Annotated in this window: 19 protein-coding genes; 17 read left to right on the top strand and 2 right to left on the bottom strand. The window is 68.3% G+C overall.

The genetic code is table 11. The features are described from left to right. Positions 1–69 precede the first annotated feature (69 nt). The 8 genes from LKD76_RS24410 to LKD76_RS24375 all read left to right on the top strand — a co-directional run bounded on the left by LKD76_RS24410 (position 70) and on the right by LKD76_RS24375 (position 10,582). Positions 70–1,221, top strand: a complete 1,152-nt coding sequence (locus tag LKD76_RS24410; protein ID WP_227983758.1) for a GAF domain-containing protein — start codon at positions 70–72, stop codon at positions 1,219–1,221. Positions 1,222–1,360: 139 nt separating this feature from the next. Beyond that, the gene (locus LKD76_RS24405; RefSeq protein ID WP_227983757.1) at positions 1,361–2,317 is read left to right on the top strand and encodes a conjugal transfer protein; all 957 of its coding nucleotides are present in this window, start codon (positions 1,361–1,363) and stop codon (positions 2,315–2,317) included. An 18-nt stretch (positions 2,318–2,335) separates the two neighbouring features. Next, a complete protein-coding gene (locus LKD76_RS24400) occupies positions 2,336–2,605 on the top strand; it encodes a hypothetical protein (RefSeq protein WP_227983756.1) in 270 nt (89 codons plus the stop codon). Next, positions 2,595–3,119 carry a hypothetical protein gene (locus LKD76_RS24395; protein WP_227983755.1) on the top strand — a complete coding sequence of 175 codons (525 nt, stop codon included), beginning with the start codon at positions 2,595–2,597 and terminating at the stop codon, positions 3,117–3,119. The genes LKD76_RS24400 and LKD76_RS24395 overlap by 11 nt, the downstream gene beginning before the upstream one ends. Continuing rightward, on the top strand, positions 3,119–5,647 hold the full coding sequence (locus LKD76_RS24390) for an ATP-binding protein (protein ID WP_227983754.1): 2,529 nt from the start codon (positions 3,119–3,121) through the stop codon (positions 5,645–5,647). The genes LKD76_RS24395 and LKD76_RS24390 overlap by 1 nt, the downstream gene beginning before the upstream one ends. A 16-nt stretch (positions 5,648–5,663) precedes the next feature. Next, a complete protein-coding gene (locus LKD76_RS24385; RefSeq protein WP_227983753.1) occupies positions 5,664–8,219 on the top strand; it encodes an MFS transporter in 2,556 nt (851 codons plus the stop codon). 21 nt (positions 8,220–8,240) lie between these two features. Beyond that, positions 8,241–9,104 carry an NlpC/P60 family protein gene (locus tag LKD76_RS24380; protein ID WP_227983752.1) on the top strand — a complete coding sequence of 288 codons (864 nt, stop codon included), beginning with the start codon at positions 8,241–8,243 and terminating at the stop codon, positions 9,102–9,104. Further along, a complete protein-coding gene (locus LKD76_RS24375) occupies positions 9,101–10,582 on the top strand; it encodes a C40 family peptidase (protein ID WP_227983751.1) in 1,482 nt (493 codons plus the stop codon). Before LKD76_RS24380 ends, LKD76_RS24375 begins: the two co-directional genes overlap by 4 nt. 13 nt (positions 10,583–10,595) lie before the next feature. On the opposite strand, the gene LKD76_RS24370 is transcribed toward LKD76_RS24375, so the two are convergent. Then, positions 10,596–11,789 (bottom strand): lytic transglycosylase domain-containing protein, encoded by a 1,194-nt coding sequence (locus LKD76_RS24370; protein WP_227983750.1) that lies wholly within the window; start codon positions 11,787–11,789, stop codon positions 10,596–10,598. After that, positions 11,789–13,297, bottom strand: coding sequence for a DUF4226 domain-containing protein (locus LKD76_RS24365; protein ID WP_227983749.1), 1,509 nt, complete (start codon positions 13,295–13,297; stop codon positions 11,789–11,791). The genes LKD76_RS24370 and LKD76_RS24365 overlap by 1 nt, the downstream gene beginning before the upstream one ends. A gap of 263 nt (positions 13,298–13,560) precedes the next feature. On the opposite strand from LKD76_RS24365, the gene LKD76_RS24360 reads away from it, so the two are divergent. The 9 genes from LKD76_RS24360 to LKD76_RS24320 all read left to right on the top strand — a co-directional run bounded on the left by LKD76_RS24360 (position 13,561) and on the right by LKD76_RS24320 (position 23,885). Continuing rightward, positions 13,561–14,073, top strand: a complete 513-nt coding sequence (locus LKD76_RS24360) for a hypothetical protein (RefSeq protein ID WP_227983748.1) — start codon at positions 13,561–13,563, stop codon at positions 14,071–14,073. Further along, entirely contained in the window at positions 14,070–15,764 is a 1,695-nt protein-coding gene (locus LKD76_RS24355; RefSeq protein ID WP_227983747.1) for a hypothetical protein, read from the top strand. The genes LKD76_RS24360 and LKD76_RS24355 overlap by 4 nt, the downstream gene beginning before the upstream one ends. Before the next feature lie 23 nt (positions 15,765–15,787). After that, positions 15,788–17,314, top strand: coding sequence for a PPE domain-containing protein (locus tag LKD76_RS24350; protein ID WP_227983746.1), 1,527 nt, complete (start codon positions 15,788–15,790; stop codon positions 17,312–17,314). Continuing rightward, entirely contained in the window at positions 17,311–17,658 is a 348-nt protein-coding gene (locus tag LKD76_RS24345; protein WP_227983745.1) for a YbaB/EbfC family nucleoid-associated protein, read from the top strand. The genes LKD76_RS24350 and LKD76_RS24345 overlap by 4 nt, the downstream gene beginning before the upstream one ends. Beyond that, entirely contained in the window at positions 17,655–18,413 is a 759-nt protein-coding gene (locus LKD76_RS24340) for a hypothetical protein (RefSeq protein WP_227983744.1), read from the top strand. The genes LKD76_RS24345 and LKD76_RS24340 overlap by 4 nt, the downstream gene beginning before the upstream one ends. Positions 18,414–18,440: 27 nt before the next feature. Next, positions 18,441–18,791 (top strand): hypothetical protein, encoded by a 351-nt coding sequence (locus LKD76_RS24335; RefSeq protein WP_227983743.1) that lies wholly within the window; start codon positions 18,441–18,443, stop codon positions 18,789–18,791. 32 nt (positions 18,792–18,823) lie between these two features. Then, complete coding sequence (locus LKD76_RS24330) at positions 18,824–19,129, top strand: hypothetical protein (RefSeq protein ID WP_227983742.1); 306 nt, start codon at positions 18,824–18,826, stop codon at positions 19,127–19,129. 5 nt (positions 19,130–19,134) lie between these two features. Then, positions 19,135–21,762 carry a hypothetical protein gene (locus LKD76_RS24325; RefSeq protein WP_227983741.1) on the top strand — a complete coding sequence of 876 codons (2,628 nt, stop codon included), beginning with the start codon at positions 19,135–19,137 and terminating at the stop codon, positions 21,760–21,762. A 200-nt stretch (positions 21,763–21,962) separates the two neighbouring features. Continuing rightward, the gene (locus tag LKD76_RS24320) at positions 21,963–23,885 is read left to right on the top strand and encodes a type VII secretion target (protein ID WP_227983740.1); all 1,923 of its coding nucleotides are present in this window, start codon (positions 21,963–21,965) and stop codon (positions 23,883–23,885) included. The last annotated feature ends 8 nt before the right edge of the window (positions 23,886–23,893 follow it).

The following is a 23,893-nucleotide window of genomic DNA, read 5'->3' as shown; positions in this document are numbered from 1 at the left end:
TTAAACAGGTAACGAACTGGCTCATCTGAGTCATGTTCCCGGAAGGAACGGCTGGTACGGGCGAGCGCGATGCGAAGCGACGCAGTAATCCCATGGATAACCATTGAGACGTTGATGCCTGATGTGATGACCGTGGCATCGGTGGGGGAGACGCCGCGTGAGTTCGCGAGCTGGCAGCGAGTTGTGCAACGGGTGCTGACGAAGATGCCCGCGGTGTACGACAGCCTCACCACCGCGCGGCTGGCCGACGCGCTGCAGTCGGCGCGGGGCCGGGCCGAGGAAGTGGATATGCGTATCCCGACTCGGGCCGGGCATCACGAACTCAAACTGCGGCCGGTCTTCGGTCCGGCCGGTGATGTGCACGCGCTGCGGTTGTGGCTCGGTCCGGCGGCGGCCGCGATCCCCGAGCCGCGTCCCGCGGTGGGCGCGATCTGGGATCTGGATTCCCAGACCGTGCAGCAGCCCAGCGGGATCACCCGATTGCCGGGTGTGGACGTGCAGGAATACGTGCCCCGCATGTCGATCGCCGAGGTCTTCCATCGCATGACGGCTTTCGATCGTCACTCGGAAGTCCTCGATCTGCTCTATGAACCCAAACCCGGCGCCAAGATGCAGTTCGACGTCGCGGTTCCGCACAATTCGGGCCGGCCCGGCCGGTGGCGGGTCACCATCCGCGCGCGCGACGACGACCGCACCCGCGGCGCGTGGTGGTTGATCGAGGACGTGTCCTCCGACGACCAGCCCGCCACCTGGTCCACCCTCGAACGCGTGGGTCTGCGTGAGGCGCATCGGCGGGCGGGAACGCATCTGGCGGTGATCGAACTCGAGCGCACCAGCATCTCGCACTGGCTCACCGACCCGGCGCCGTGGATGCGCTGGGACTACCTGTTCCGTCCGGTGGACGTCTTCCATCCCGATGATCGTGGGCGGTTGATCGAACTCAGCGGGCGGCTGGCAGCGGGGGATACGGCGGGGGTCACCGTGCGGGCGCTCAACTACGGCGGCGGTTACACGCCGACCTCGATGTTGCTGTATCCCTATCCCGGCTACTCCACCCGGCAGCTGGCCATCGCGCAATTGGTGCGAGTCGCCGACGACGTCCCGATGATGGAACCGCATCGAGAAGCCTTCGCGGCGCGCCACCATCGGGTGCCGATCGGCTACGACGATCAACTTCAGCACCGGCTCGCGTATCGAATGAATCGCAGCCCGGTGTATTGACGACAGTCCGGTACCGGCGGCGGATTTCCCATCCCGGGGAATAGTTGAAACAGGTGGCGTGGTGCAGCTCTCTACCATTTCGAGAGTGCGGACATCGGCTGGCAGACGGGCGGATTCGGGCGAGGAGTTACTTCGCCGGATGGCCGCTCGCCGCCGCCGCGACAATGCCCTGTTCGCCGTCCTCGCCGTGCTGGCCGTCCTCGGCGGCGGACATGCCGTCCTGAGCTGGTTCTCCTCACCGCCGCCCGGCCCCTCCGACGCCGACACCACCACGATCGTCGGGAATGCCCAGCTGGCTGAGTCGTTCGCCGAGGAATTCGTGGTGACCTACCTGTCGGCGACGAGCGGTCAGCAGGAGAAGCTCTCCGAGTACGTCAACGCACAGCAGATGAAGCTGCCGTCCACAGCCCGGCAGGTCTCCGATCCGATCGTCGTATTCGCCTCGCGCAGTATCGGCACCAAGAGTCTGGACGTATGGGCCGTCACGGTGTCGGTCCGGATCGCCAAAACCGGTGCGGCGGGCGGGCTTCGCGAGTACTACCGGGTGCCGGTCTCGGTCGCCGCCGATGGTCGCCGCCGAGCGCTGTCCCTTCCGTCGGCGGTCGGCGCCCCCGGCCCCGGCAACGATCTGGCGCTGAACTACGACATTTCCTGCGGCACCGACACCCCACTGGCGCAGGTTGCCTCCGGATTCCTCGCGGCCTATCTCACCGGCTCCGGTGACGTGGCCCGCTACGTCACCCCCAACTCCGGAATCGCGGCGCTGCAACCGGCGCCGTACACGGGCGTCGAGACGGCCACGGTGTCGTCGGCGGATTCGAGCTGCGGTACGAGCGCGGACTCCGCCAAGGTGCTCGCCACCATCAATCCGAAGACCGGCGCGGGCCCGGCTCCGACGCTGGCATATCCGCTCACGATGATCCGCAGCTCGGGACAGTGGCAGGTGCAGGCTATGGATGCCCTTCCGGCCCTGCACACTCCGATTGCGGTCGTCTCCGGCGGACAGGCGCGGGACTCCGCCTCGGCGTCCGCTTCCGGCACTCCGACCACCGCGCCGTCAACCGCGGTCTCGGTCCCACCGGCGACACAGAACTGATCCGGAAAGGACGGCGTCATGGGAAGTCAACTCGGCTACATCCTCTACAACATTCTGCAATTCGTGCGCTGGGCAGGCATCATCATCATCGCGATCGCGGGTATGGCCCTGCTGATCTCCGAGGGGGTGAAATCGAAACTGTCCCCCGGCAAGGTGCTCGGCGTCGCCGCATCGGCCGTCGTCGCCGCGATCCTGTTCTGGATCCTGCCGACCGTGGTGAACTACGCCCGGGTGGACTCCAACCGCATCGTCCCCGATCAGCCGGTCGGTGGAGTGTATGGCCACTGAGCTGATCAAGGTCTACACGCCGATCAAACGTGTCCCCATCATGATCGGCAAGGCCCAGAACGGGCAGAAACTCCCGTTCGGGCCGTATACCCTGCCGCAGATCATCGCGGGCGTCGCGGTGATCCTGATCGCCTCGGTTCTGGCGATGGCATTGCCGGTCAATCCGGCGGTGACCTTTCTGGTCGGTGTGGCGCTCACGGTCGCGGTGGTGTTCGGCATCGGCCTGATTCCGTACACCGGCGTGCGGCTGACGTCCCGGCTGATGTGGGTCGGACGGATGATCCTGTTCCGGAAGCCGGTGTCCGCCTCCGGAATTCCGGTGACCTCCGAATCCGCCCGGCACACCATGTACGTGGAGGAGAGCATCGTGGTGATCCTGCCCGACCGAGCGCGCGAGGCCGGTACCGGGAAATCGCTGCAGGCACCCACGATGCTCGGGAATGTGCTCGACAGATGGAGTAAGACGTTGGCGAAGGACGAGAACGAGAATGTGCCGGCCGGGGAGCGTGGCTGATGGCATTCGTTCGCGATCTGCAGCCGACCGCGGCCGTGCGCGGAAATCTCCAATTCACCCACTCGGGCCTGGTGACCGCCACGTATTTCATCAGCCCCCTCGGCTACGGACTGCGCCGTTCGGGCGACAAGTACAACGTGAAATCGGCACACCACGCGCTGGTGAACAGCCTGCCCGCCGGTTCGCTGCTGCTGGGAATCCAGGCCCGGCTCAATACGCTGGACGTGCTCAGCAAGATGGTCGAGGGTGTCGATCTCGACGAATGTGAGGACTACGCACTCGAAGTGGTCGCTTCCTACGAGCGAGTGCAGGCGATTCTCCCGCAGACGCGGATATTCCTGCTGAGTATTCCGGTGGGAAACGCGGGCGCGGGCATCTCCGGCCTGTCACAAATGTGGCGGGGCGGTTCCGCGTCGGTCGACGTATCGTCGATTTCGCGGGAAACGCTCGACGGGTACGACGAGAAGGCCAACGAGATCCTGTCCCGGATCGGTGGCGACTTCGATCCGATTCCGGTGCCGGCCGCGATCTTCCAATGGCTGTGGGAGCACTATCTGTCGCGCGGCGCCGCGGGTGATCCGGTCGCGCCCACGCGTGCCGGGGTGATCGACGACGCCACCGCCGCGGTATTCCGTTCCGCCGCACTGGACGAGGGCGCCCAGGCCGACAGCAACCGCCGGGTTCGCCCGTCCTTCGTGCCGGTGATCAAGGTGGTCCAGCCCGACTACGAATTCCGGCCGTCCTATCAGGCCATGCTGACGCCGCACGCATTTCCCTACGGCGGTATGCCCTTTCCCGGTGGCAGCGAGTTCCTCAGTGTGCTCGAAGGGCTCGACGACGTCACGGTGGACTGGGCGATGCGGGTCTCCACCAAGCCGGCCGAGACCGTGCTCAAGAGCAACGAACTGAATCTGCGCCGCCTCGGCGAACAGATGGATCAGCGCGATCAGGAGATCTCGTTCGCGCAGAACACCCTGATGTCCAAGGCGGCGATGCTCGCCGAATACAACCACCACTTCGAGGTCAACAGTGGTGAATCCGAGGTGTCGTTCACGACGGTGATCGCGGTCGGCAGCGCATCCCACGAGACCACGATGGACGCCGTCAACACCCTCAAACGCCGCTACAAGCGGTTCCAGGTCGAAATGACCGCACCGCTGGGCGCTCAGGTCGATCTGTGGTCGATGATGATTCCGGGCAGTCCGCAGCGGCGCGCCTTCGACGACTTCGCCCATATCCTGCCCTCGGATATGTGGTCGGGTTTCGTGCCGTTCACCACCAGTCAGATCGGTGACGACAGCGGTCCCGTCATCGGGGTGAACCTGCTGTCGGGCAATTTCGAGCCCATCCATTTCGGGATCATGGAGGCGGCGCTGCACGACCTGTCCGCCTCGTTCGCGGTCACCGGCGAATTGGGTTCGGGCAAATCGTATTTCCTGAAATTGATGGCCGTGCTCGTGCACGATATGGGCGGGCAGTTCCTCGCCATCGACCGCAGTCAGGTGGGGGAGTGGGAGTACTTCGCCGCCTCCATCGACGACGCCGTCGTCATCGACCTGAGCAATCCCACCGTCTCGCTCGATCCGCTGCGGTTGTTCGCGCCCCGGGTCGCGGGTGAGCGGACGCTGGATTCCATTCTGCCGCTGCTGGATCTGTCGCCGACCAGTGGCGCCGGTGCGGCGATGAGCGGTCTGCTGACGCCCCGCGGCATCGCCGAGCACGGCATCCGCAGCATGCTGGACCTGCACAATGTGGTCTGCCGGCTGCGCGACAGCGGTAGTGGTGAGGAATTCGCGGATCTGGCCGCGCGTCTGGGCACCATTCTGGATCGGGTCCCGGTGCTGTTCGACCCGACGCTGCCGGCGCTGCGGCTCGACGCCGCCGCCACCGTGGTGCGCAGCCACAATCTGGCGCTGCCGACGGCCGAGGAGCTGACCACCCCGCACCTCTACAACCGGCTACCGCTGACCAAGCGACTGGGCACCGCACTGTACGAGCTGGTGGGTGTGGCCGCACGGGAGGCGTACCTGTCCGACAACGGCCGGTTCGGACTGCTCGTCGGTGACGAGGCGCATCACTTCACCCAGACCCACGTCGGTTCCGCCGTGACCTCCGATTTCAGCCGCGACGGCCGAAAGCACCTGGCCGCCATCGGTTTGGCCTCCCACGATCCCGCGACCGACTTCCAGGGCGCGGCGCACAACCTGATCCCGAACCGCTTCGTCTTCCGGCAGCGCGACGAAACCCTGGCGCGCAACAGTTTGCAGTGGCTCGGCGTCGATCTGGAGGAGACCCCGTTCCTGCTGCAGGTGCTGCGGGAGGAGACCTCGCCGCCGAGCGGACCGGGCCGCACCGTGCCGGAGGAACGTCGCGGTGAGATGTTCATGCGGGATGCGCTCAACCGCATCGGCCGCGGCAAGGTACTCGGCCCGGCACGACAGGACCGGGCGGAGGCGATCGGCAGTACACCGCAGACCGCGGGCGCGGGCGCGCGCCGCTCACCGGTGCTCCGGCAGGTGTCGGTATGAGTGGAAGCCTCGGCAGATGAGTAGCGACACGGTCACCCCCGCCCGCCGTCGGGGCCTGCGCCTGCCCGATCCGGCCCGGCAGCTGGAATTCTGGGATGCCGAGCAGTGGCAACCACGGATGGTCGCGCGCCGGTTCTGGCGGCGGCTGACCGCGACCCGGCGACGTCGATGGATTACCTGGTCGGTGCTGGCCGTACTGGTCTTCCTGGTCGTTCCGATGGTGGTCGGTGCGGCCGCCACCGCGGCCGTCGAGACCGAAACCGACAGCGGCCCGGGCGGCAACTCGGCGCTCAGTTGGACGAAAGTCCGTGACTCCTATGGTGTTTCGCTCGCAGACTACGTCTACGCCACCAACCACGGCGGCATTTTCCACCCCGGCAATACGGGGCTGGCGATCGTGCTCGGCCTGCTGTTCGCCTTCTTCATGGTGCTCGTCACCTTGCCGCCCTGGCTGGTGGGCTGGGTCCTCGATTTCGGCTGGATGAATGTGTTCAGCGCACCCCTGAACGGGGTGGCACATGCCCTGTCGGGGCAACTCGCGACGCCGATCATGCTCATGACGTTCGCGACCTTCGGTGCTTTTTTCGTGGCCTACTTCTTCCAGCGCGGCTTCCACGCCAAAGCCGTGATCCAGGCACTGACCATGCTCGTGTTCGCGATCATCGGACCGATGTATCTCTCCGATCCACTCGGTGAGGTGCTGTCCTCGCACGGAATACTGGCCGAGGGGCGCAATGTCGGACTGTCGGTGTCGGCGGGCCTGAACGGCAACAGCAATCCCGATCCGGCCGCCATGGTGCCGACCCTGCAGGAGGATATGGCCGACAACTTCGCCCGCCGGCCCTTGCAGGTCTGGAATTTCGGGCATGTCGTCGACGATCACCCCGGATGCGCGGCGGCCTGGTCGGCCGGTGTGCGGTCGGGAAGTGAAGGCAAGATCAAGGACGGCATGAAGTCCTGCGGAGATCAGGCGGCCTTCCGCGCGGCGGACAATCCGAGCTTCGGGCAGATCGGCGCGGGCCTGTTGCTGTTGATCACCGCGACGATCCTGCTCATCTTCGCGGCGTACCTATCGCTCAAGATCATCTGGTCGGCCCTGGACTCGGTGTATTGGGGGTTCCTATCGATTTTCGGATTCGCCGCGGGCGGATTCGTGTATGGGCCGACTCAGACCTTGGCGGTGCGCGCCATCGTGCACGGCGCGATGTCGGCGGTACGGATGTGCGTCCAGATCATGGCGCTCGGTGTCTACCTGTTGTTCCTCGGGGATCTTTTCCGGCAGGCCAAGGGCCAGGAGATGTCGGTGTTCGTCATCGGCGCGATCGTGATGGTCGTGGCGTTCCTTCAGTTCGGAAGGCTGACCGCGAGCCTCGACAGCGGAAACGAGTGGGTCGCGAACAGAGTCGCACTGGCCATCCAGCGTCCGGGATCGGGCGGCGGCGGCGGTGGTGGCGCCGGCGGGCATGCGCTGGGGATGGGCGAGATGGGCGCACACCACAAGCTGGGTAGCGGTGTCATGATGGCTGCGATGGCCGGCGCGAGCACACTCGCCAACTCGCCGATCACCGAATGGATGCTCGGTGGGCTTCCGGGCAGTTTCCGCCCGCAGTCGAGGCTGAAGAAGATGATGGCCGAAGCGCAGGCCGGGGCGTGGGTGGACGAAAAGCGGTTCGGCGGCAACCGGGGCTGGTATGTCCAGTCCATGGCGAAGTGGGAGGCGCTGAGCCAGGAGGCCCGGAAAGGCGGCAGAGCATACGGGGGTTCGCGAGGGATCGAATCCATTCGCGGGATGGCCGGCGCGATACAGGGCGTGCTGGACGCGGATGGTGGTATCGCCGATGCGCACGGCGCGATGCTCGGTGCCGGCCTGAAGAACGACCGACTGGGCCATCTGGTCGGCCGGTCCCGGAAGATGATCGCCGACAACGCCAGTAGCGAGAGTGTGGCGGACAAGGACCTCAGTCTGCTGGTCTCCGCGCTTCGGCGCAGCCAGAACTCGGCGCGACTGCTCGTCAGCGGTAAAGGTGATGCGGTGGAAACCGCCGCGGACTTCGCCAATCTGGAGCAGGCATCGCGGACGTTCCGGCGGTTCAAGCGCGGCGGTGTCGTCTTGGACGGTGGCGCGTCCTCCGGCGTCGAGCGCGATTTCGTAGAGGACTATATGCGGAATTCCACGAAGGAAAAGATGGTCGCCCTGCAGGCCGTGATCGATGGTGATGACCTCACCCAGGGAGCTCTCGCCAGCAACAGAGCCGCCCAGCACCTGCGCAGCGTGGGTATCGACGGAACTACCAGGCTGTCTCGCGAACGCGCGGCCCGTATGAGTCAGTGGATCGGCAACGAGCACGCCAAGCGCATTCAGGCATCGACCGAACACCTGATGGAGGATGTGACCGATGCCAACCGGATCAGGGACCTCAGAACGCTGGTCTTCGACGCGGTGAACACCGACCACTGGGCCAGTGGCGCTCAGGGAACTCCGTGGAACTCGGTGGCGCCGAGGGGCCAGAACAACGCCAACCCCAACTGGAAGAGCGGAATGGCTGAGGTCGCGAGATATCTGCAGCCGTAGTACGAGGCCGGAAGGTTAGCAATGCTGGGTCGTTTCATACTCCTCGCGATGATTCCGGCGTGGGTATGGATAGCGCTGCTCGCGGTGGCGGCACTGTTCGGGCTGGGCACCGTGCTGGTGCTCGCCGCCGACAGTTCCGGTTCGGCGGCCTCCGCGGATTTCCGGTATCAGTGCGACAGCGCGCTGGGACCGGACGAGGAGAACGTCACCGACACCGACACCGATACCGGAACGACCGAGACGCTCCAGCCGTCGGATATTCCCACCACCAATCCCTATGCCGGGCTGACCATCGCCCCCGATGATCCCGACATCTCGAGCTGGGAGCGGGACTGTGTGAGCGCGATGCAGTCCGCGCCGTATCAATTGCCCGCGTTGCGGGTGTCCAACGCCGGTGCCGCCGTGGATTGTGCCCGCCAACTCGCGCTGGGGCAGGTGGGGCAGCAGATGGGCACGGCGGTGCTGCCGAAGAACGTGATCTACCAGGCGTCGGCGGTGTGGACGACCGGCAGCTGCGGACTGCTGGGCGCGGCGCCTCGCGATCCGGCCGCGAGTGCGGGTCGGGCCGGCGCGGAGATGGCGCCCGCCGCCGAGGGCTGCGGACCGTCCGCGCAGACCCCCGGAACCGGGGTCTCCGCTGTCGTCGTGTTGCCGGATACCGTTGCCGCCCAAGCGGTGTGCGGGCAGCGGGTGGAACCGGACCGGGCCTCGGCCGGGGATCTGGTGTTCTGGGACTATCGGTCGCATGCGCCGACCAGGGTGGGCATCGCGGTCTCTCCGGCCGCGGTGGTGACCGCCGACCCGGTATCCGGTGGTGTCGTGGAGATCGCGATGCCCAGTGGTAACGGGGTCCGAGTGAAACGGGTGCTGGGGAGCGGATCATGACCAGTGCGGAAGTGTGGCATACCGGGCTCGACCCGGTACCGGAACCGGACCCGGCGGCCGAGGAGCCGGACCAGAGTTCCGGAGACGAACAGAAACCGGGCACGCCGTGGACCAAGTCCGGCCGGCAGAAGCCCGGTCCGGTAGGTACCCCGGCCGCGCCCGCCCCGGGTTCCGGTGGGGCACAGGCGGATGCGAGTAAGCAGCCGCCGCCCGCCGACCCGGGAGCGAAGGCCGCGCCGCCCACTCCGGGCCCCTCCGCGGCGGCGCCGCCCGCCCCGGCGGCTCCAGCGTCGACGGGATCGATCCCGTCGGGTGTGGGCGCCTCGACCGTGGGTACCGGTGGCCCGGTGCAGGCGGCCACCCCGGGGACCGGTGCCGGAGCCGTCTCACCGCAATCGCCGGGGGGACGGGGCGAAGACGGTCACGACGGTGGCGGCGGATTGCTGGATCCGGACACCATGATGTCGCTGATGCCGGCCGCGATGATCGGGATGAGCATGCTGCCCATGCTCGCCTCCGCTCTGTCCGGTCTCGGCGGTGGTGGCGGCGGGAACGGTTCGGGCGCACAGCAATCCGGATCCAACGGCGCCATGACGCCGGAGGCGCAGCAAGCCCTCGACGCGTTGCAGAAACTCAAGAAGACCTACGGCGACGACGATAAGGATCCGACCACACCCGAGACCGGCGGCAACGGAAAACAGCTCGACACCAGCACCGGCTCCGGCAGCGGCACGGGCAGCGGCAAAACCGTCTCCCAGGTCAAGGCGCATCAACTGTTTCAGCGCAATGCGGCTGCGGCGTTCAACACCCTCGACAACGACCTGGTGAGCTATATGCGCAAGCTCGCCGGTAAGCACAAGCTGGACAAGAAGGCCGTCACCCAGTTGTTGCGCGATGTCGACACCGAGCTGGCCGAACTCGGCTCGGCGGCATACACCAAGGCCGGGCAGATGAAGGTCCACGAGATCCTCACCAAGGCGCTCGAGAAGGCCACCCACATCGTCAGCGGCGGCAGTACGAACTCCAAGGAGGCGGCCTCCGAAATCAACCGCCTCACCAAGCAATACATGTACAACCTCGTCGGTAAGAAATACACCGGGACCACCGCGACCGCCTCGACCGCGGCGCAGAAGGCGGTCCAGGTGGCGCTGCAGCAGCAGGGCGATCCCTATGTCTGGGGTGCGGAGGGCCCCAATTCCTTCGACTGCTCCGGTCTGATGCAGTACGCGGCCAGGGCCGCGGGTGTCAACATTCCACGAGTGGCCGCGGCGCAGTACCGCCAGCTGCCGAAGGTCGCCGCGAACGCGATTCAGCCCGGCGACCTGATCTTCCCGGATGCGCAGTTCAACAACGGAAACCCCGGTCACGTCATGATGTACATCGGCAACGGCAAATGCGTCGAGGCGCCGCGCACCGGAGATGTGGTGAAGGTGATCAATCTCCCCAGTGGCTACCACGCCACGCGCTGGGCGAAATAGCCGATCCGGGAACTCAATAACCGACGTAACCCGTTCCCCGGTGCATACCGACGATGCCCGGCACCTGATCGACCGAGCCGTAGCGGGATATCGCGTAGCGGACACCGGCGATGATGTTGTCGACCGGATTCCAGATATCCCGGTGTCCGGGCAGGGCATACGCGTTGAACGTCGGATCGATGGTCTGCATCAGGCCCTTCGACGGCGTGCCCGCGGCGGCGTTGCTGTCCCAGTTGTTGATCGCATGCGGATTGCCCGCCGATTCGTGCTGGATGATCGCGGCGATATCGGCCGGATCGATCCGGCTGGTGTCGTATCCGTTCTGCCGCAGAATCTGTATCGCCTGATCGATCCATTGCCCCACCGCTCCCGCCGGCCGGGCGCCCGGCGGGCCCCCGCTCGCACCGCTCGGCCGATATACCCGCGTCGGGCGGCCGCCCCCGGAGTCGCGGATGTAGCGCGCGGCGAGCGCGTTGATCTGCTCGGCGGACACGGCCGACCGCGCCTGCCCGGTGTGCAGTACCGACCCGGCTCGCTGCAGGGCCGCATCCAGTGCGCCGACCACCTGGCTCTGCGCCGCCGCGCCACCGCCCACCTTGCCCAGGGCGGTCAAGGCGGCATCGGCCTCGGCGATGATCGCCGCCATCGCCGCCCGGCCCTGCAGGGTGTCTTCGACTGTGCCACCGAGAATTCGGCGCAGCTCCGCGTTCATCTGGCCCAGAGCGCCGGACTCCTCGGAATTGGCTTGCCGCGCAGCGGAATACTGCGCCCCGGCACCGCTGTCCCAGGCGATCGGCCCGGTCGGCGCGCCGGTGTCGGCCAGGCTCGGCGGCATCGAGGACTGGCCGGTGTCCGCGGTCGGTGCCCCGTCGCCGTAATGTCCGGCCATCGAATTCAAGGCGCTCATCGCGGCCATGGCCAGCGGTCCGGCGGCACCGGCCAGCATTGCCAGGTCCGAACCGCCGGCCAGCGAAGCGGTTGCGGCGGAAGCGGTTCCGGCCGGAGCGGCGGCGGCTACCGCGGTGGAACTCGGCGGGGCCGCGGCGGCCGCCCCGGTGCCGGGCAGTGTCGACGGGATCGACCCGCGCGGCTTGGCGGGCGCCGGCGCCGGTGAGCGCGCGGTCCGCGACCGGGGCGCCGATGTCGCGATTCCGGTCTGCGGCCCGTCGCCGTCGGGTGATTCGAGGGAATCTCGCGGGCCGGCCATCAGTAGCCTCGATAGGCCCGGCCACTGCGCACGGCCACCACGCCCGGGACATTGCTGACCGAGCCGTAGCGGGAGATCGCGTACCGGACCCCCGCGACGATATTGTCGACCGGGTTGTAAATGTTGCGATGTCCGGACAACGCATAGGAATTGAAGGTCGGGCCGATGGTCTGCATCAGGCCGATCGAGGGAGTTCCGCTGGCGGCGTTGCTGTCCCAATTGTTGGTGGCCGACGGATTACCACCCGATTCGTGCTGGATGATGATCGCGATCGCCTCCGGATCTATCCGGCTCGTATCGACTCCGGCGGCGGCCAGTACGCCCAGCGCCTGCTGAATCCACTGGCCCACGGTGCCGCCCACCGTCGTACCGGATCCGCTCCCGCCGGCGCTGCCGCTCGAAAGCCGTTGTCCGGCGAGGTTGTACATGTACTGCTTGGTGAGGCGGTTGATTTCGGCGGCCGCGTCCTTGGAGGTCACGCTGCCGCCGCCGACGATGCGGGTGGCCTGTTCGAGGGCCTTGGTGAGGATCCGGTGCACCTGAAGCTGCCCGGCCTTGGTGTAGGCCGCGGAGCCCAGTTCGGCGAGCTGGGTGTCGACATCGCGCAACAACTGGGTGACGGCCTTCTTGTCCAGCTTGTGCTTGCCGGCGTGGCGGCGCATGAAGTCGACGAGGTCGTTGTCGAGGGTGTTGAACGCGGCCGCGGCGGTGCGCTGATACATCTGACGCGCCCGCACCTGTGCCGTGGTCTGTCCCGAGCCGCGGGTCTTCGTCCCGGTGCCGGTATCGAGTCGCTTCTTCCCGGTGTCGGTTTCGGGGTCGGACGGGTTCTTGTTCTCGTCGCCGTAGGTGTCCTTCAGTTGCCGCAGGGTATCGAGCGCCCGCTGGGCCTCCGGAGTCAGCGCCCCGCTGCCGCTACCGTCGGCGCCGGATTGCGGTGCGCCCGATCCGGTTCTGCCCTTGCCGAGTCCGGCGAGTGCCGAGGCGAGCATGGGCAGCATCGTCATCGCCGGCATCGCCGCCGACGCCAGCGCGCTCGGATCCATGAGCCCAGCGCCGTCGTCGTGCCCGGTATCGACCGTCCCGGCGGTCGTCTGCGGAGCGGCGGCCGGAGCGGCAACGGGTGTGGTCGCCGCCGGCGCAGCGGAATTCGTCGGCGCGGCGGTCGGGGCCGCTGTGCGGTCGGGTGCGCTACGGGCGGCCGTCCACGGTGAGCTCGAAGCGGCGGGGGCCGAGATCGGTGCCGCGGTCGTCGTCGCGGGACGGTCGGCGGCGGTGTCGTGGCGAACCGGATTCGCCACCGGCGCCGCGGTATCGGACGCGGTCGCGGTGTCCGATGTCGCCGGGCTGCCGGGAATCGGTGCGCCGGACGGTCCGCGGTTCCGCCCGGTCGCCTTGGTCCAGGGCGTCGTCCGGCCGGATTGCCGCTCGTCGGTCCCGATCTCGAATGGGGCCGGTTCCTGGGTATCGTCGGGCTCGGTGGCCTGCCATACTTCCGCACTCGTCATCGCGGCTCACCTCGACGCGGACGGTATCGGAAACTGTTGTGGTACAGCCGTGACCGGCGGCGCTACACTGCGGAGATTCGTCACTGTGCGCACTCCTCCCAACCGCCCGGATCCTCCTGAATCATCCTGACTGGTGCGGGGCCGGAGGCCGCTTCCCGCCAGTGGGAATCATCGACAATGAAGTCGTCGTGAATGTCGCAACGACCCTGTCGTCGTGACAGTTCGGTTCCGAGTCCGGGTGCTCGTCGCAGATAGGTGATCTCATGGGGTGGTTCAAGGACCTGACCGTCATGGCCACCAGCATGGTTCCCGTGGCCGGCCCGCTGCTGGGCGGTGTGGTGGACGGGGTCTGGACCGGGGTGGAAACCGGCAGCTTCACCGACGGCTTGAAAGCCGGCGCCCTCACCACCGGCCTTTCGCTGATTCCCGGGGGCAAGATTCTCAAGGAGACCGGCGTCGGGTCGCTGATCGGTAGGACGCTGTTCAGCAAAGGGCCGGGTGCCAAACTTGTCGGATTGGTCGGCAAGGCGGCGGCGAAAGGGTCGGGCAAGATCGCTACGAACCTCGCCAACCGAAGTACCAAGGGATTGCAGAATGCGGCGGGCCGAATGGTCGGTCGTGGCGCGGCCGGCTTCCTCAGTAGCCATTACTACAATCCGGGAGCCGACAACGGGCAGCCGAAGCTGCCGAAGGTCCTTCCGACTCGCCCGGCCGGCAAGGAAAATCGGTACGCGGGTAGCACCAGCACCGACACCGGCGCGGTGATCGGTGCATGAGCAAGGATATGCCGACCCTGCTGGTTCCTGACCAGCGCCGTGAGGGTGTGTGGCCGCAGAGTCTGAAGATCTCGCCGGTGATCGAGGACTGGCTGGACGGGGACTACAAGGACACCTTCGAAAAGCATTGGAAGGCTTTCGGTTCCCGCGAGACGCTCGAGGCGCCGAAGAAGGCGCCTATCCCTCAGGTCACCACATCGGTCATGGCGAACTCGGATCTGTTCGCCTCCTACGGTGAGGTCGCCATCGGACTTCGAACCGCCTACGACGGTCTGGAAACCGAAGACGAGAAGGTGGCGAAGTTCGTCAAGGATGCCGGCAAACACGGGGACGAATTCCAGGACAAGTTCAAAACGCTCATCGACACACTGAGCGTTTCGGCCTCCGAACCTCCGAAGGGAGATATGACGGAGGACGAGCACATCATGACCTACGTCACCGAGGGGCTGAACGCCGGCACCGAACTGATGACCAAGACCTACGACACCCTGAACAAGGATGGTGACGACGTCAAGGGGGCGACCGACGACGTCAAGAAACTGACCGAACAGGTCAAGACGTTGACGGGTCAGAACAAGGATCTCCAGGCCCAGGTCAAATCCCTGCAACAGCAGCTTGCCGGGGGCGGCGCCGGTGGTGGCGGTGGCGGCGGCACCGCCTACGACCCGGATCTGCTGGGCCAGCAGGGTGCCGACGACGGTTTCACCCCTCTCGATTTCGGACTCGACAACGGAGCCGGCACGGGCCAGGACGGTACCGGCGGATCGCTCACCGACGGCCTGTCCGGCGGCTCGAATTCGGCCTCGGACCCCAGCGGGCTCGGGACCGGTTCGTCGGACGGCACGCTCCCGTCCTCGTCCTCGGTCACTCCGGCCAGCCTGTCCTCACCGGATTCCGGTATGGGCGCGGGCCTCGGTTCGAGCATGGGCGGCATGGGCGACATGATGAGCCAGATGTTGCCGATGCTGGCGCAGATGCAGATGATGCGCCAGATGCAGGATCAGGGGCTCAACGGTCGCAACGGCGGCATGCAGCCCATGTATCCCCAGCAGCCCGTGGCTCCGGTGCAGCCGGCGTCCACGACTCCGCAGCAGACCCAGCCCGCCGCGTCCGCCGCGTCCGCCCAGTCCGACACGGCGCCGAAGGGCGCGTCTTCCTCCCAGAGCCAGCAGGCCGGCGCGGTGCCGCCGGGACGTACCCCCGGAGCCGACGGCACGGTCGAGTACCCGTTCCCCGACGGGCGCACGCAGAAGGTTTCTCTCGTCGTGGCGCAGGCGCTCGACGCGGCCTTCGGCAACCAGGGCAGTACCGATGCCGTGAAGGCCTACGAGAAGACCTCGGTGAAGTGGTCCGGCGACAAGGACAGTGGCGATCACGTCGATCCGAACCAGATGATGACCGGCGACGTCGGTGTCTGGGAGAAGGTCACCGCGCTGCTCGCGGTGTTCGGTTCCGGTACCGACGGCACCATCGAGGCGATCATCGACGGCAACCTGCAGAAGCTGGACTCCGACAAGATGGATACCTTGTCCGGGAAAGCCGGTGAGTTCGGAGCGTTCACCGAGTTCCAGCATCCGCGCGGAATCGAGGCGACCGCACCGGACCACCACGCGGACAACGGGCCGGGTATGCCGATGCCCCAGGATCAGTCCGGTGGTGTGATGTCGGCGGCCGTCGGCACGCCGACGTGAGGTCGTGGTGAGAGGAGGCAGCTGTGCCGTTACAGGTCGATCCGGCCGAGCTCGCCGCCGCGGCGGCGGCGCTGTCCGAGCTGGCGCGGGGCACCGGTGCGTCGATGCCCACGGGGTGGGTGCTGCCCGCGGGTAGCGATCCCATTTCCGCACAGGCGGTTCCGCAACTGAACACGCATACCGCCAATCTCATGAACGGGATGGCGGGCATCCTCGATCAGGTGCACCGGACCGCGCACAAGATCGGCGCGGCCGCCCAGCGCTACACCGATGCCGACGATCAGGGCGCACGCGCCATCGGCGGGCCTGGTGGTGAGGTCTTGGCGAATCCGGTGTCCGACGCCGACCCGCCCACTCCGCGCCGGCCACCGAGTTTCGGGCTGCCGACGGCGGGCGCCGCGGTGGACCCGCTGACGTTCGCCCGGCAGCTGCGGGCGGGCCCCGGTACCGGCCCGGCCAACCAGTTCGTCTCCGATGTCCGAAACTACCTGGGCACAACACATGCGGCCGCACTCGCCGGTGTCGACACCGGCGCCGCCGCCATGCAGCATTGGACGCCGGTCGGCAGCGACGCCGCGGCGAAGCTGAACGGCCATCGCAGCTGGCTCGATACGCTCGGCTCCACCCTCGGCAAGCTCGCCGACGGAATCGACACCTACACCAAGGCTTTCGACACCGCCAAGGCCAAACATCCCACCCCGGAGGAGATCATCGCCGCCCGCCAGGAACTGGTGCGGTCCATGCGGGCGAAGAACGAACTCGGAATCCAGGCCGCTCTGGCCAAGTACCAGGAGCAGAACGCGCGGTCGGCCGAGACCATCGGCAACTACTACTCGACGGTCGGTGTCGAACAGGGCAAGAACGCGGGGGATTCCGAGACCGGAACGGCGGCGTCCGCATCCGGGCAATCGAGCGGTTCCGGTGACAACAGTCAGATGATGAGCACCCTCGCCTCGATGCTCCCGACCGTGATGAGTGGCCTGATGGCCGCCGGAATGCCCATGATGGGCATGAACGGAACAGGCGATACCGCCACCGGTTCGCTCGACGACTACGGCTACGGCGACTACGGATACGACCTCGGCGGCGGTGGCGATTACGGATATTCCGGTGGCGGCGGCGGTGATATGCCCTCGATCGGCGATCTCACCAGCTCGATGGGTTCGTCGGTCTCCTCCTCACCGGTCGCGGTCGGGCCCATGCCGACGGTCGGATCGTCCACCGGCACGGTCAGCAACGCGTCGTCGAATCTGCCCCGCACACCGGTGATCGAATCGCTGCAGAATCCGGCCGCGGCGGCGGCGCGAACCGCCGGCGCCGGATCGCCGATGATGCCGTACATGCCGATGTCTCCGGGGATGGGCGGCGGCGGGGCGAACAACGAGCGCAACCGGGTGGTGGCTTGGCATCCCGATCGGCTGATGTACGTCGACGACACGCCACACACCGATGCCGTCATCGGTGAGAAGCCCACGATCGCCCCGACCGTGACACCGGCGACACCAGGACCGGCCAACCAGGCTCCGACGCAATCCGGAGGTTCCGCATGAGTGATATCCATCCCGAGGTGCAGGCGGCCTTGGACGCCGCGCGCGACCTGCGACACAAGATCGCCGATCTGCGCGAGAAGATCGACGCCATCCGGGCCCGCCGCCCCTCGCCGAGCGGTGCGGTCATTCCCGAGGTGGACGCGATGGGCCGGCTCACCGATCTGTACCTGGCGCCGGGCACCGTGGACCGATTCGAGGCGCACGAACTGGTCGCGGAGATCATCGCCGCGATCCGGGAGAGCAGTGCGGACGCCGGCCGCCAGTACGAGTTGCTGATGTCGCGAGATCCGTGGGGCGATACCTCCGACGAGGCGGAATCCGTGGTGCCGGAGCAGGTTTCGTGACCGATCCGGGAGGGGTGACCATCGCCGACACCGTGCGCTGGCTGCACGGTGAAGGTCTGGTGCGCCTGGCCGGATTGGCCGAGCGGACACCGGATCTGCTGGCCGCCTACACCATCGACGTGGCGACGGGCACCGTCAACGCCTATCCGGTGACCGGCGCCGGCGCCGGATCGGCCGCCATGGTCTTCGCCGCCGACGATCTGCCCGATCCGGTGGGTACCGCGCGGCGGCTGGTCGTCGTCGGCGTCACCAGTTCGCAGGCCGTGCTGGTGGTGGATCTGTCCGCGTCGCTGGCCATTTCGATCACCGCGGATCGGCCCGCGCCGGCCGCGCGATCGTGGGTACTGCAACTGCTGCTGAACCCGGAGGTGACGATCACCACCAACAGTCCCGAGCTGACGCCGGCCTCGGATCCGCGCTGCCGCACCAGTTTCATTCCGGGCAGCAGTGCCACGATCGTCAATGTCGACGATATGCAACCGCCGCTCACGACGATCACCCTGAATCCCGCCGCCGACGGTCCCGACCACCTCGATCTCGCCCCGGACGGCACCGGCGAGATGTATCTGGGGACGAGATTCTGGCAGCTGCACCAGGTCATGACGGTCGGTGACGAGGCCTGGTCGGCCATCGCCGCACAGCTGGCGGAAACGGAGGAGCAGCCGGATCCGGCACCCCCCGCGCAACCGCCCGGCCCCACCGTCTCCGCGCCGCCCGGACGGGTCTCCGCTCCGGGCGTTGTCGCGGGTCCCTAGCTTCCCACGATCGAAAGGAGTCCGACCATGTCCGATATCGACGATTACGACGAGGACGAAGTCGCCGCGCCCGAACCGGATTGGCAGAATCGGGTGTACGAGGTGTTCAATCCCGACCACACCGTCGGCGTCGCCTGTGATCGCGACGGTGAGGTCGTCGGACTGCATCTCACCGACGACGCCCGGGAGAACGGCGATACCTGGCTGGCCACCGAGATTCTGCGACTGGCCAAACTGGCCCATACGAAATCGAGGGTGGGCCTGCGCTCGGAGATGGAGTACAACGGCACCCGGCCGTACACGATCGACTCCTTCGACCTGCCCACCGAATCCTCCTACCGCGCCATGGAGATCGCCGAGTTCGGCACCAATTCCTGAGCGTCGCACACATTCTCGAGACAGGGCATGCCATGCTGGATATCGACGAACCCGATGACGTCATCGCCTCCTCCCGGCAGGTCGCCGGGGCCAAGATCTCGTTCGCCGACCAGGTCGGCGCCATCACCGGCGGCTGGACCGTCGGCGAACGGCCGGCCTCGCCGCTGGACCACGGGTTGCGGGCGGTCTTCGACAAGGTCACCGGCTGGTTCGACAGCGCCGAGGAGGACTTCCGCGGTCGGACCCACGCCACCCACTCACACGCTCACGGCAAGGTCACCGTCCTGAAGGACGCCGATATCGCCGGCGGCCACCGCGTGCGGTCCGAATCGGTCTGATCCGGATGAATCCGGAGCGCGAAAGCCCGTACTGGAAGCCCATAGTCGGGGAGAACTGGCCACAGATCTCCCCGCGCGCCTGGGGCCATCTGGAAACGCTTGCGCGCGACGGTGCCGATTCCCTGGATCCGGCCGAGGCCGAGCGCGCGCGGCGCGCCTTCGACGACGCGGTCCGGTCGAGTCCGGGACTGCAGTCGGTCAAGGACGACCTGCTCGCACAGCAGGGTACGTTGCGCGGATTCGTCGACGCGCTGGTCGCCGCGGCCGATACCTTCGGGCAGATGTCGAGTCTGGTGGCCCGCACCCGCGACCGGATCCTCAACGCCGTCGACGACGCGTTGCGCCGGATTCGCGCCGCGACCGAGGCCGCCGCCGCTGCCCGGGAGAAGGAGAAGGAAGAGGGCGGGGACGGGAGTGAGGCGGACGCGCGCCTCGATCGCAAGATCCGGGAGATCGTCTCCGATGCCCGCGCCGAAGTGGACGATATCGCCGCGGCGGCATTGCGCGAGATCGGACCGCAGGGGTTACCGGAACTCGCGGCGATCGCGGCGGCCCTGGGACAGCCCGGGCCGTGGCGCAGCGCTCCCGGCGGTTCCGACGGGCCGGGTGGCGGACCGCTGCACCGAACCCCCCGAGTGGGCAATGGCGGTCCCGGCAGGCCGGGGGTGAACCCCCTGCGCCCGCTGCTCGACCGATTCGGGCCGCTGGGCGGTCCGTTCGTACCGCAGATCCCGGGCTTGCGAGGGCTGCGGGATCTGCTGGCTCCCCTGGGATCACAGCTGCCACTGTCGCAGCTGCCCGAGTGGGACGTCGTCGCACCCGATGGCGCCGCGCCGCATCAGGGTGACACGCCGGCGCCGGCCGACGCGCCGGCCGGTGGGGCGGCCGTCCAGGTGCAGCCGGGAGCCGCTCCGGCGCCGCAGGCCGCGCCCGTGGGTGGCGGCCGGTCGTTCGACTCGATGCCGTCCGCCGGCGGCCCCGCGAATACCGAGAGCCCGGAACACCAGGTAGCCGATATACCGGCGGCGCCATCGGATCGTGGTGCGGCGCCGGCGGTTCCGGACGGTGCGGTCGATGCCGGGACCGGTTCCGATACCCAGGTGGTCGCGGCGCGTTCGACCGACGAGCGACCGGGTGGCGATTCGAGCGGGCCGGATCTCGGGACCGGATCCGATACCCGCACCGAGGACCCGATCGGGCCGGTGGGGCCGGTCGGACCGGCGTCGCTGGGCGTGGTGGCGGGCATGGCGGCGCAGACACCGATGTTCACCTCGCAGCCGCCGCCGTCCGCAGCGGCCCAGCCGCCCGGCGCGACCCCGCATGCCGGTGCGTCGCCCGCGGCGGATCCGCGTGCGACATCGGGTGCGGATTCTCGCGGTTCCGTTGTGGCGCCGCGGGTTACCTCGGCACCGAGCGGAGCTCCCGGCTCGGTTCCCGGCGTGTCCGCGCCCGGCGTCTCGGCACCCCCGGCCGCCGGTCCGGCCAAGAACCAGCCGCCCGGCCGGCACCCCAGCGAGGCAGCGACGGCCGGCGCCGGCTCCGGTGCGGACTCCTCCGGAAGCGACGACAAGACCGCCGGCAGTGGCGAATTGGTGCGCGATGCCGTCGGCGCCGCGATGGTGGCCGCCGCGGCCCCGACCTTCATGCTCGGAAAGCGGGTGGACGGCGACCTGGTCCTGGCGCGGAGTCTGCTCGCCAGTCTGCTCGCCGCCGGGGCCGCGCCGGCGGTCGGTGTCGCCTGGGCGGTCTCGGTCATGCGCCACGACGGCGGTGTGAGCGCCTTCGTGACCTCCAACGACGGCCGTGGCTGGCTGCCACCGGGCGTGTTCATGCCCCGCGAACTGTCGACACCGTGGGTGTGGTCGGTGGCCGAGGGGGCGGCGTGGGAGGGGGTGGCAGACCCGGCGCGGGTACTCGCCGAATTCGCACTCGCCTGGGGACGTCGTACCGGTGCCAGGCTGTCGGCCCTGGTGTCCTCGGCCCCCTTCGACGAGATGCTGGCCCGGCAGCTGGGCGAGGTCGCGCTGGAAGGCGCGGTCGGGCCCAGCCCGACCATGGATTTCTCCGCGCCCGCACCGGGTTTGGCCGACCGACTGGAATTGGTGAGCGCCCCGCAGGTGCTCGAGCGTGTGGCAGCGATCCCGCCGGATCGAATCGGCGGTCGCGGATTGGATTTCGCCTTCGACGCGCATCAGCGGCTCGCGCGGTCGGGCCCGGATCCGTTCGCGTCTCTGGGCGCCGCCGAGCACCGGCACCGCATCCTGCAGACGATTCTGCAGGGCGGCCCGGTGCAGGCCGAGTGGTGGGAGCAGTTGTTCGATGCCGATCAGCTGCTGGCGGCATCGATGCTGCCGCTGCTGGCGGATGTGTCGCGGGTTCCGGTGGGGGAGTTGCGATCCGAGGGATCCTCCGGCCGATCCGCGACCGACGCGGCCACCCTGCGCTTGCTGGTGGCGCAGCGCCGTTGCAACGAACTGGTCCTGTTGATGTCGGGCGAGGCGTCGCGGCAGCGTCTGCGCGACATCGTCTACGCCCACGGGCAGGTCTCGGAATATCTGGCGTCCTTCCCGACCGACACCGTCACACCCGAACCGGCTCGGCGCCCCACGATCACCGCGCCGCCCACGCGGTGATGCACCGGGATTCGGTGGGTTCGGCAGGACCGAGCTCGCGCTGGACGGACGCCCGCCGCCAGGCATCGGATCTGTCGTCGCCCGGCGGATGCGCCGCCTCCGCGGCGTTCGCCCGCCGTCGAACACCCCGGCCCGATCCTTCCCGCAGGTGGGGAGGCTCGACAATGGTGACGTCACTGGTGGGAAGGATCTGATTCGGCATGACGGGCAGCATGGACGTCGACCCCGCGGTTCTACTCGAGTTGGCCCTTCAGCACGAGCGCGTTGCCCATGACACCGAGGAGTGGGCCAAGCCTCCCAGCGACTGGTTGAAGGAATTCCCGAACACCTACGGCCATATCGCCGACCCGGTGCTCGGCGCCCTGCACGACTACTACCAGGCACGCCAGAACGCGGGAAACGCGCTGGCCAAGGAACACCTGGACACCGCCGCGAAGCTGCGTGCCGCCGCCGCCGCCTTCGAACGCAGCGATGAGGACGGCGCCGCGCACATTCGCCGGGCCGAGGACCCGTCCGGTTCCGGTCACACACCACCGCTGCAGCAGTCGCCGTCGATGCCCGGTCCCGGGATGCAGGCTCCCACCGGGCCGCAGGTCGCGGCGCCGGGATCAGGCCCCGCCGATGGCGGCCGCGGCCCCGCCGAAGCCGGCGCGGATACTCCCGCCGGCGTCGCGCCGACCGGCGCCGCACCCGGATCATCCTCGGCCGCTCCGGATTCGGCCGCGGCCGGCCCGGGAACGTCGTCGGCAGGGGCGGGCACGGGAGCGGGCCCCGCGGCCGCCGCCGCTGCCGGTCCGTCCGGCCCGGGTGGCGGTCCGTCCGGTCCGCCGCTCGGGGCGACATCGCCGAACGGGGTGGTGCCCCCGGGTGGCCCGTTGCCGCCGTCCGGTTTCGGTCCCGACGATCGCCCCCAGGCGCCCAGCGGCACCAGCGCGGCCGGCGATCTGCCACCGGTTCCGCTGCCGACGCCGTTCGCCGCCGCCGTGGCGAAGGCCAAGGACGCCGAGGCCGAACCCGCCTATGTGGTCGGCGATGCCGTCGACAACGACCTGCTGATCGCCCGCACTCTGCTCGGTGCGGTACTGGCGGCGGTGGATTCGTCCGTCCTGGGCCTGCATTGGGCCGTAGCGGTGCTGCGCGGCCCCGCCGGCGCCGGGGTGTTCATCACCTCCAACGAGGGGCGCGGCTGGTTCCCGGCCGGGTTGTATCTGCCTCGCGAGGTCTCTTCGCCGTGGATCTGGGACGAGCTGCTCGCCGGCGATTCCGGCGACCCGGCCTCGCCGTGGGAAGGCGTGTCGGACCCGGCCCGGGTGCTGGCGGAGTTCGGTCTGGTCTGGGGCCGCAAGGCCGGCGCCGAACTGACCGCGCTGGTCTCGTCCGGATCGATCGACAACGGTTTGCGTCAGCGTTTCCCGGGGGTGTCCACGCAGGATCTGGTCGGTCCGTCCTACGACGTCGACCTGCGGGAGTTCACCCCCGACACCGCCGACCGGCTCGCACTGGCGGGATCGGTCGAGGGCCTGGAACATGTTGCGTCCGTGCCCGATTCGCAGATCCGCGCGCGGTGCGAGGAGCTGGCGGCGGAAGCGCACCAGCTGGTCGCGGGCGGCGCCGCCGGTGGGCCCGACGCGGCGCAGTCCCGCGGTATCCGGACCCGGATCCTGAACGCGGTCGGAGCCGGCCGCGAGATCCCCGCCTCGTGGTGGGAGGAACTGCGTGATGCCGACGATCTGCTCACCGCGGCCATGCTGCCGCACCGGGTTGATGTCGGTCGCGTCGATGTCGGCGAATTGCGGGTCGACGACGAGGTGGCGACGTTGCGTGCTCTCGTCTTCGAACGTCGCTGCAACGAACTGACTCTGCTACTGGCCGGTGAGGCGACGCGACAGCAATTGCGCGACGCGGTGTACGCGCATGAGCAGATCGTGAAGCATCCGCGCTTCGTCGCCGCGCCGGTGGCGGTGGCCGCGGGTGTGGACGAACGGGTTTCGCGCCCGGCGGCCGCGCCCGGCGGCCAGGTCGCGGCCCCCGCGGTATCGGCGCCGCCGACGGCGGGCGGACCGCCCACCGGTGCGGTGTCGGCTCCGGACACCGCTCGGCCCGACGTCACCGGACGCTCTTGACCGCTCCG

It is taken from the genome of Nocardia spumae, from assembly GCF_020733635.1.
In the GTDB taxonomy this organism is placed as follows: domain Bacteria; phylum Actinomycetota; class Actinomycetes; order Mycobacteriales; family Mycobacteriaceae; genus Nocardia; species Nocardia spumae.
The sequence above is the reverse complement of the archived record's forward strand: the minus strand, read 5'-3'. Positions and strand labels throughout refer to the sequence as shown.

Coding starts and splice junctions, on each gene's coding strand:
- LKD76_RS24410 (WP_227983758.1), top strand. CDS start 70: ATGCGAAGCGACGCAGTAATCCCATGGATAACCATTGAGACGTTGATG.
- LKD76_RS24405 (WP_227983757.1), top strand. CDS start 1,361: ATGGCCGCTCGCCGCCGCCGCGACAATGCCCTGTTCGCCGTCCTCGCC.
- LKD76_RS24400 (WP_227983756.1), top strand. CDS start 2,336: ATGGGAAGTCAACTCGGCTACATCCTCTACAACATTCTGCAATTCGTG.
- LKD76_RS24395 (WP_227983755.1), top strand. CDS start 2,595: ATGGCCACTGAGCTGATCAAGGTCTACACGCCGATCAAACGTGTCCCC.
- LKD76_RS24390 (WP_227983754.1), top strand. CDS start 3,119: ATGGCATTCGTTCGCGATCTGCAGCCGACCGCGGCCGTGCGCGGAAAT.
- LKD76_RS24385 (WP_227983753.1), top strand. CDS start 5,664: ATGAGTAGCGACACGGTCACCCCCGCCCGCCGTCGGGGCCTGCGCCTG.
- LKD76_RS24380 (WP_227983752.1), top strand. CDS start 8,241: ATGCTGGGTCGTTTCATACTCCTCGCGATGATTCCGGCGTGGGTATGG.
- LKD76_RS24375 (WP_227983751.1), top strand. CDS start 9,101: ATGACCAGTGCGGAAGTGTGGCATACCGGGCTCGACCCGGTACCGGAA.
- LKD76_RS24370 (WP_227983750.1), bottom strand. CDS start 11,789: ATGGCCGGCCCGCGAGATTCCCTCGAATCACCCGACGGCGACGGGCCG.
- LKD76_RS24365 (WP_227983749.1), bottom strand. CDS start 13,297: ATGACGAGTGCGGAAGTATGGCAGGCCACCGAGCCCGACGATACCCAG.
- LKD76_RS24360 (WP_227983748.1), top strand. CDS start 13,561: ATGGGGTGGTTCAAGGACCTGACCGTCATGGCCACCAGCATGGTTCCC.
- LKD76_RS24355 (WP_227983747.1), top strand. CDS start 14,070: ATGAGCAAGGATATGCCGACCCTGCTGGTTCCTGACCAGCGCCGTGAG.
- LKD76_RS24345 (WP_227983745.1), top strand. CDS start 17,311: ATGAGTGATATCCATCCCGAGGTGCAGGCGGCCTTGGACGCCGCGCGC.
- LKD76_RS24335 (WP_227983743.1), top strand. CDS start 18,441: ATGTCCGATATCGACGATTACGACGAGGACGAAGTCGCCGCGCCCGAA.
- LKD76_RS24330 (WP_227983742.1), top strand. CDS start 18,824: ATGCTGGATATCGACGAACCCGATGACGTCATCGCCTCCTCCCGGCAG.
- LKD76_RS24325 (WP_227983741.1), top strand. CDS start 19,135: ATGAATCCGGAGCGCGAAAGCCCGTACTGGAAGCCCATAGTCGGGGAG.
- LKD76_RS24320 (WP_227983740.1), top strand. CDS start 21,963: ATGACGGGCAGCATGGACGTCGACCCCGCGGTTCTACTCGAGTTGGCC.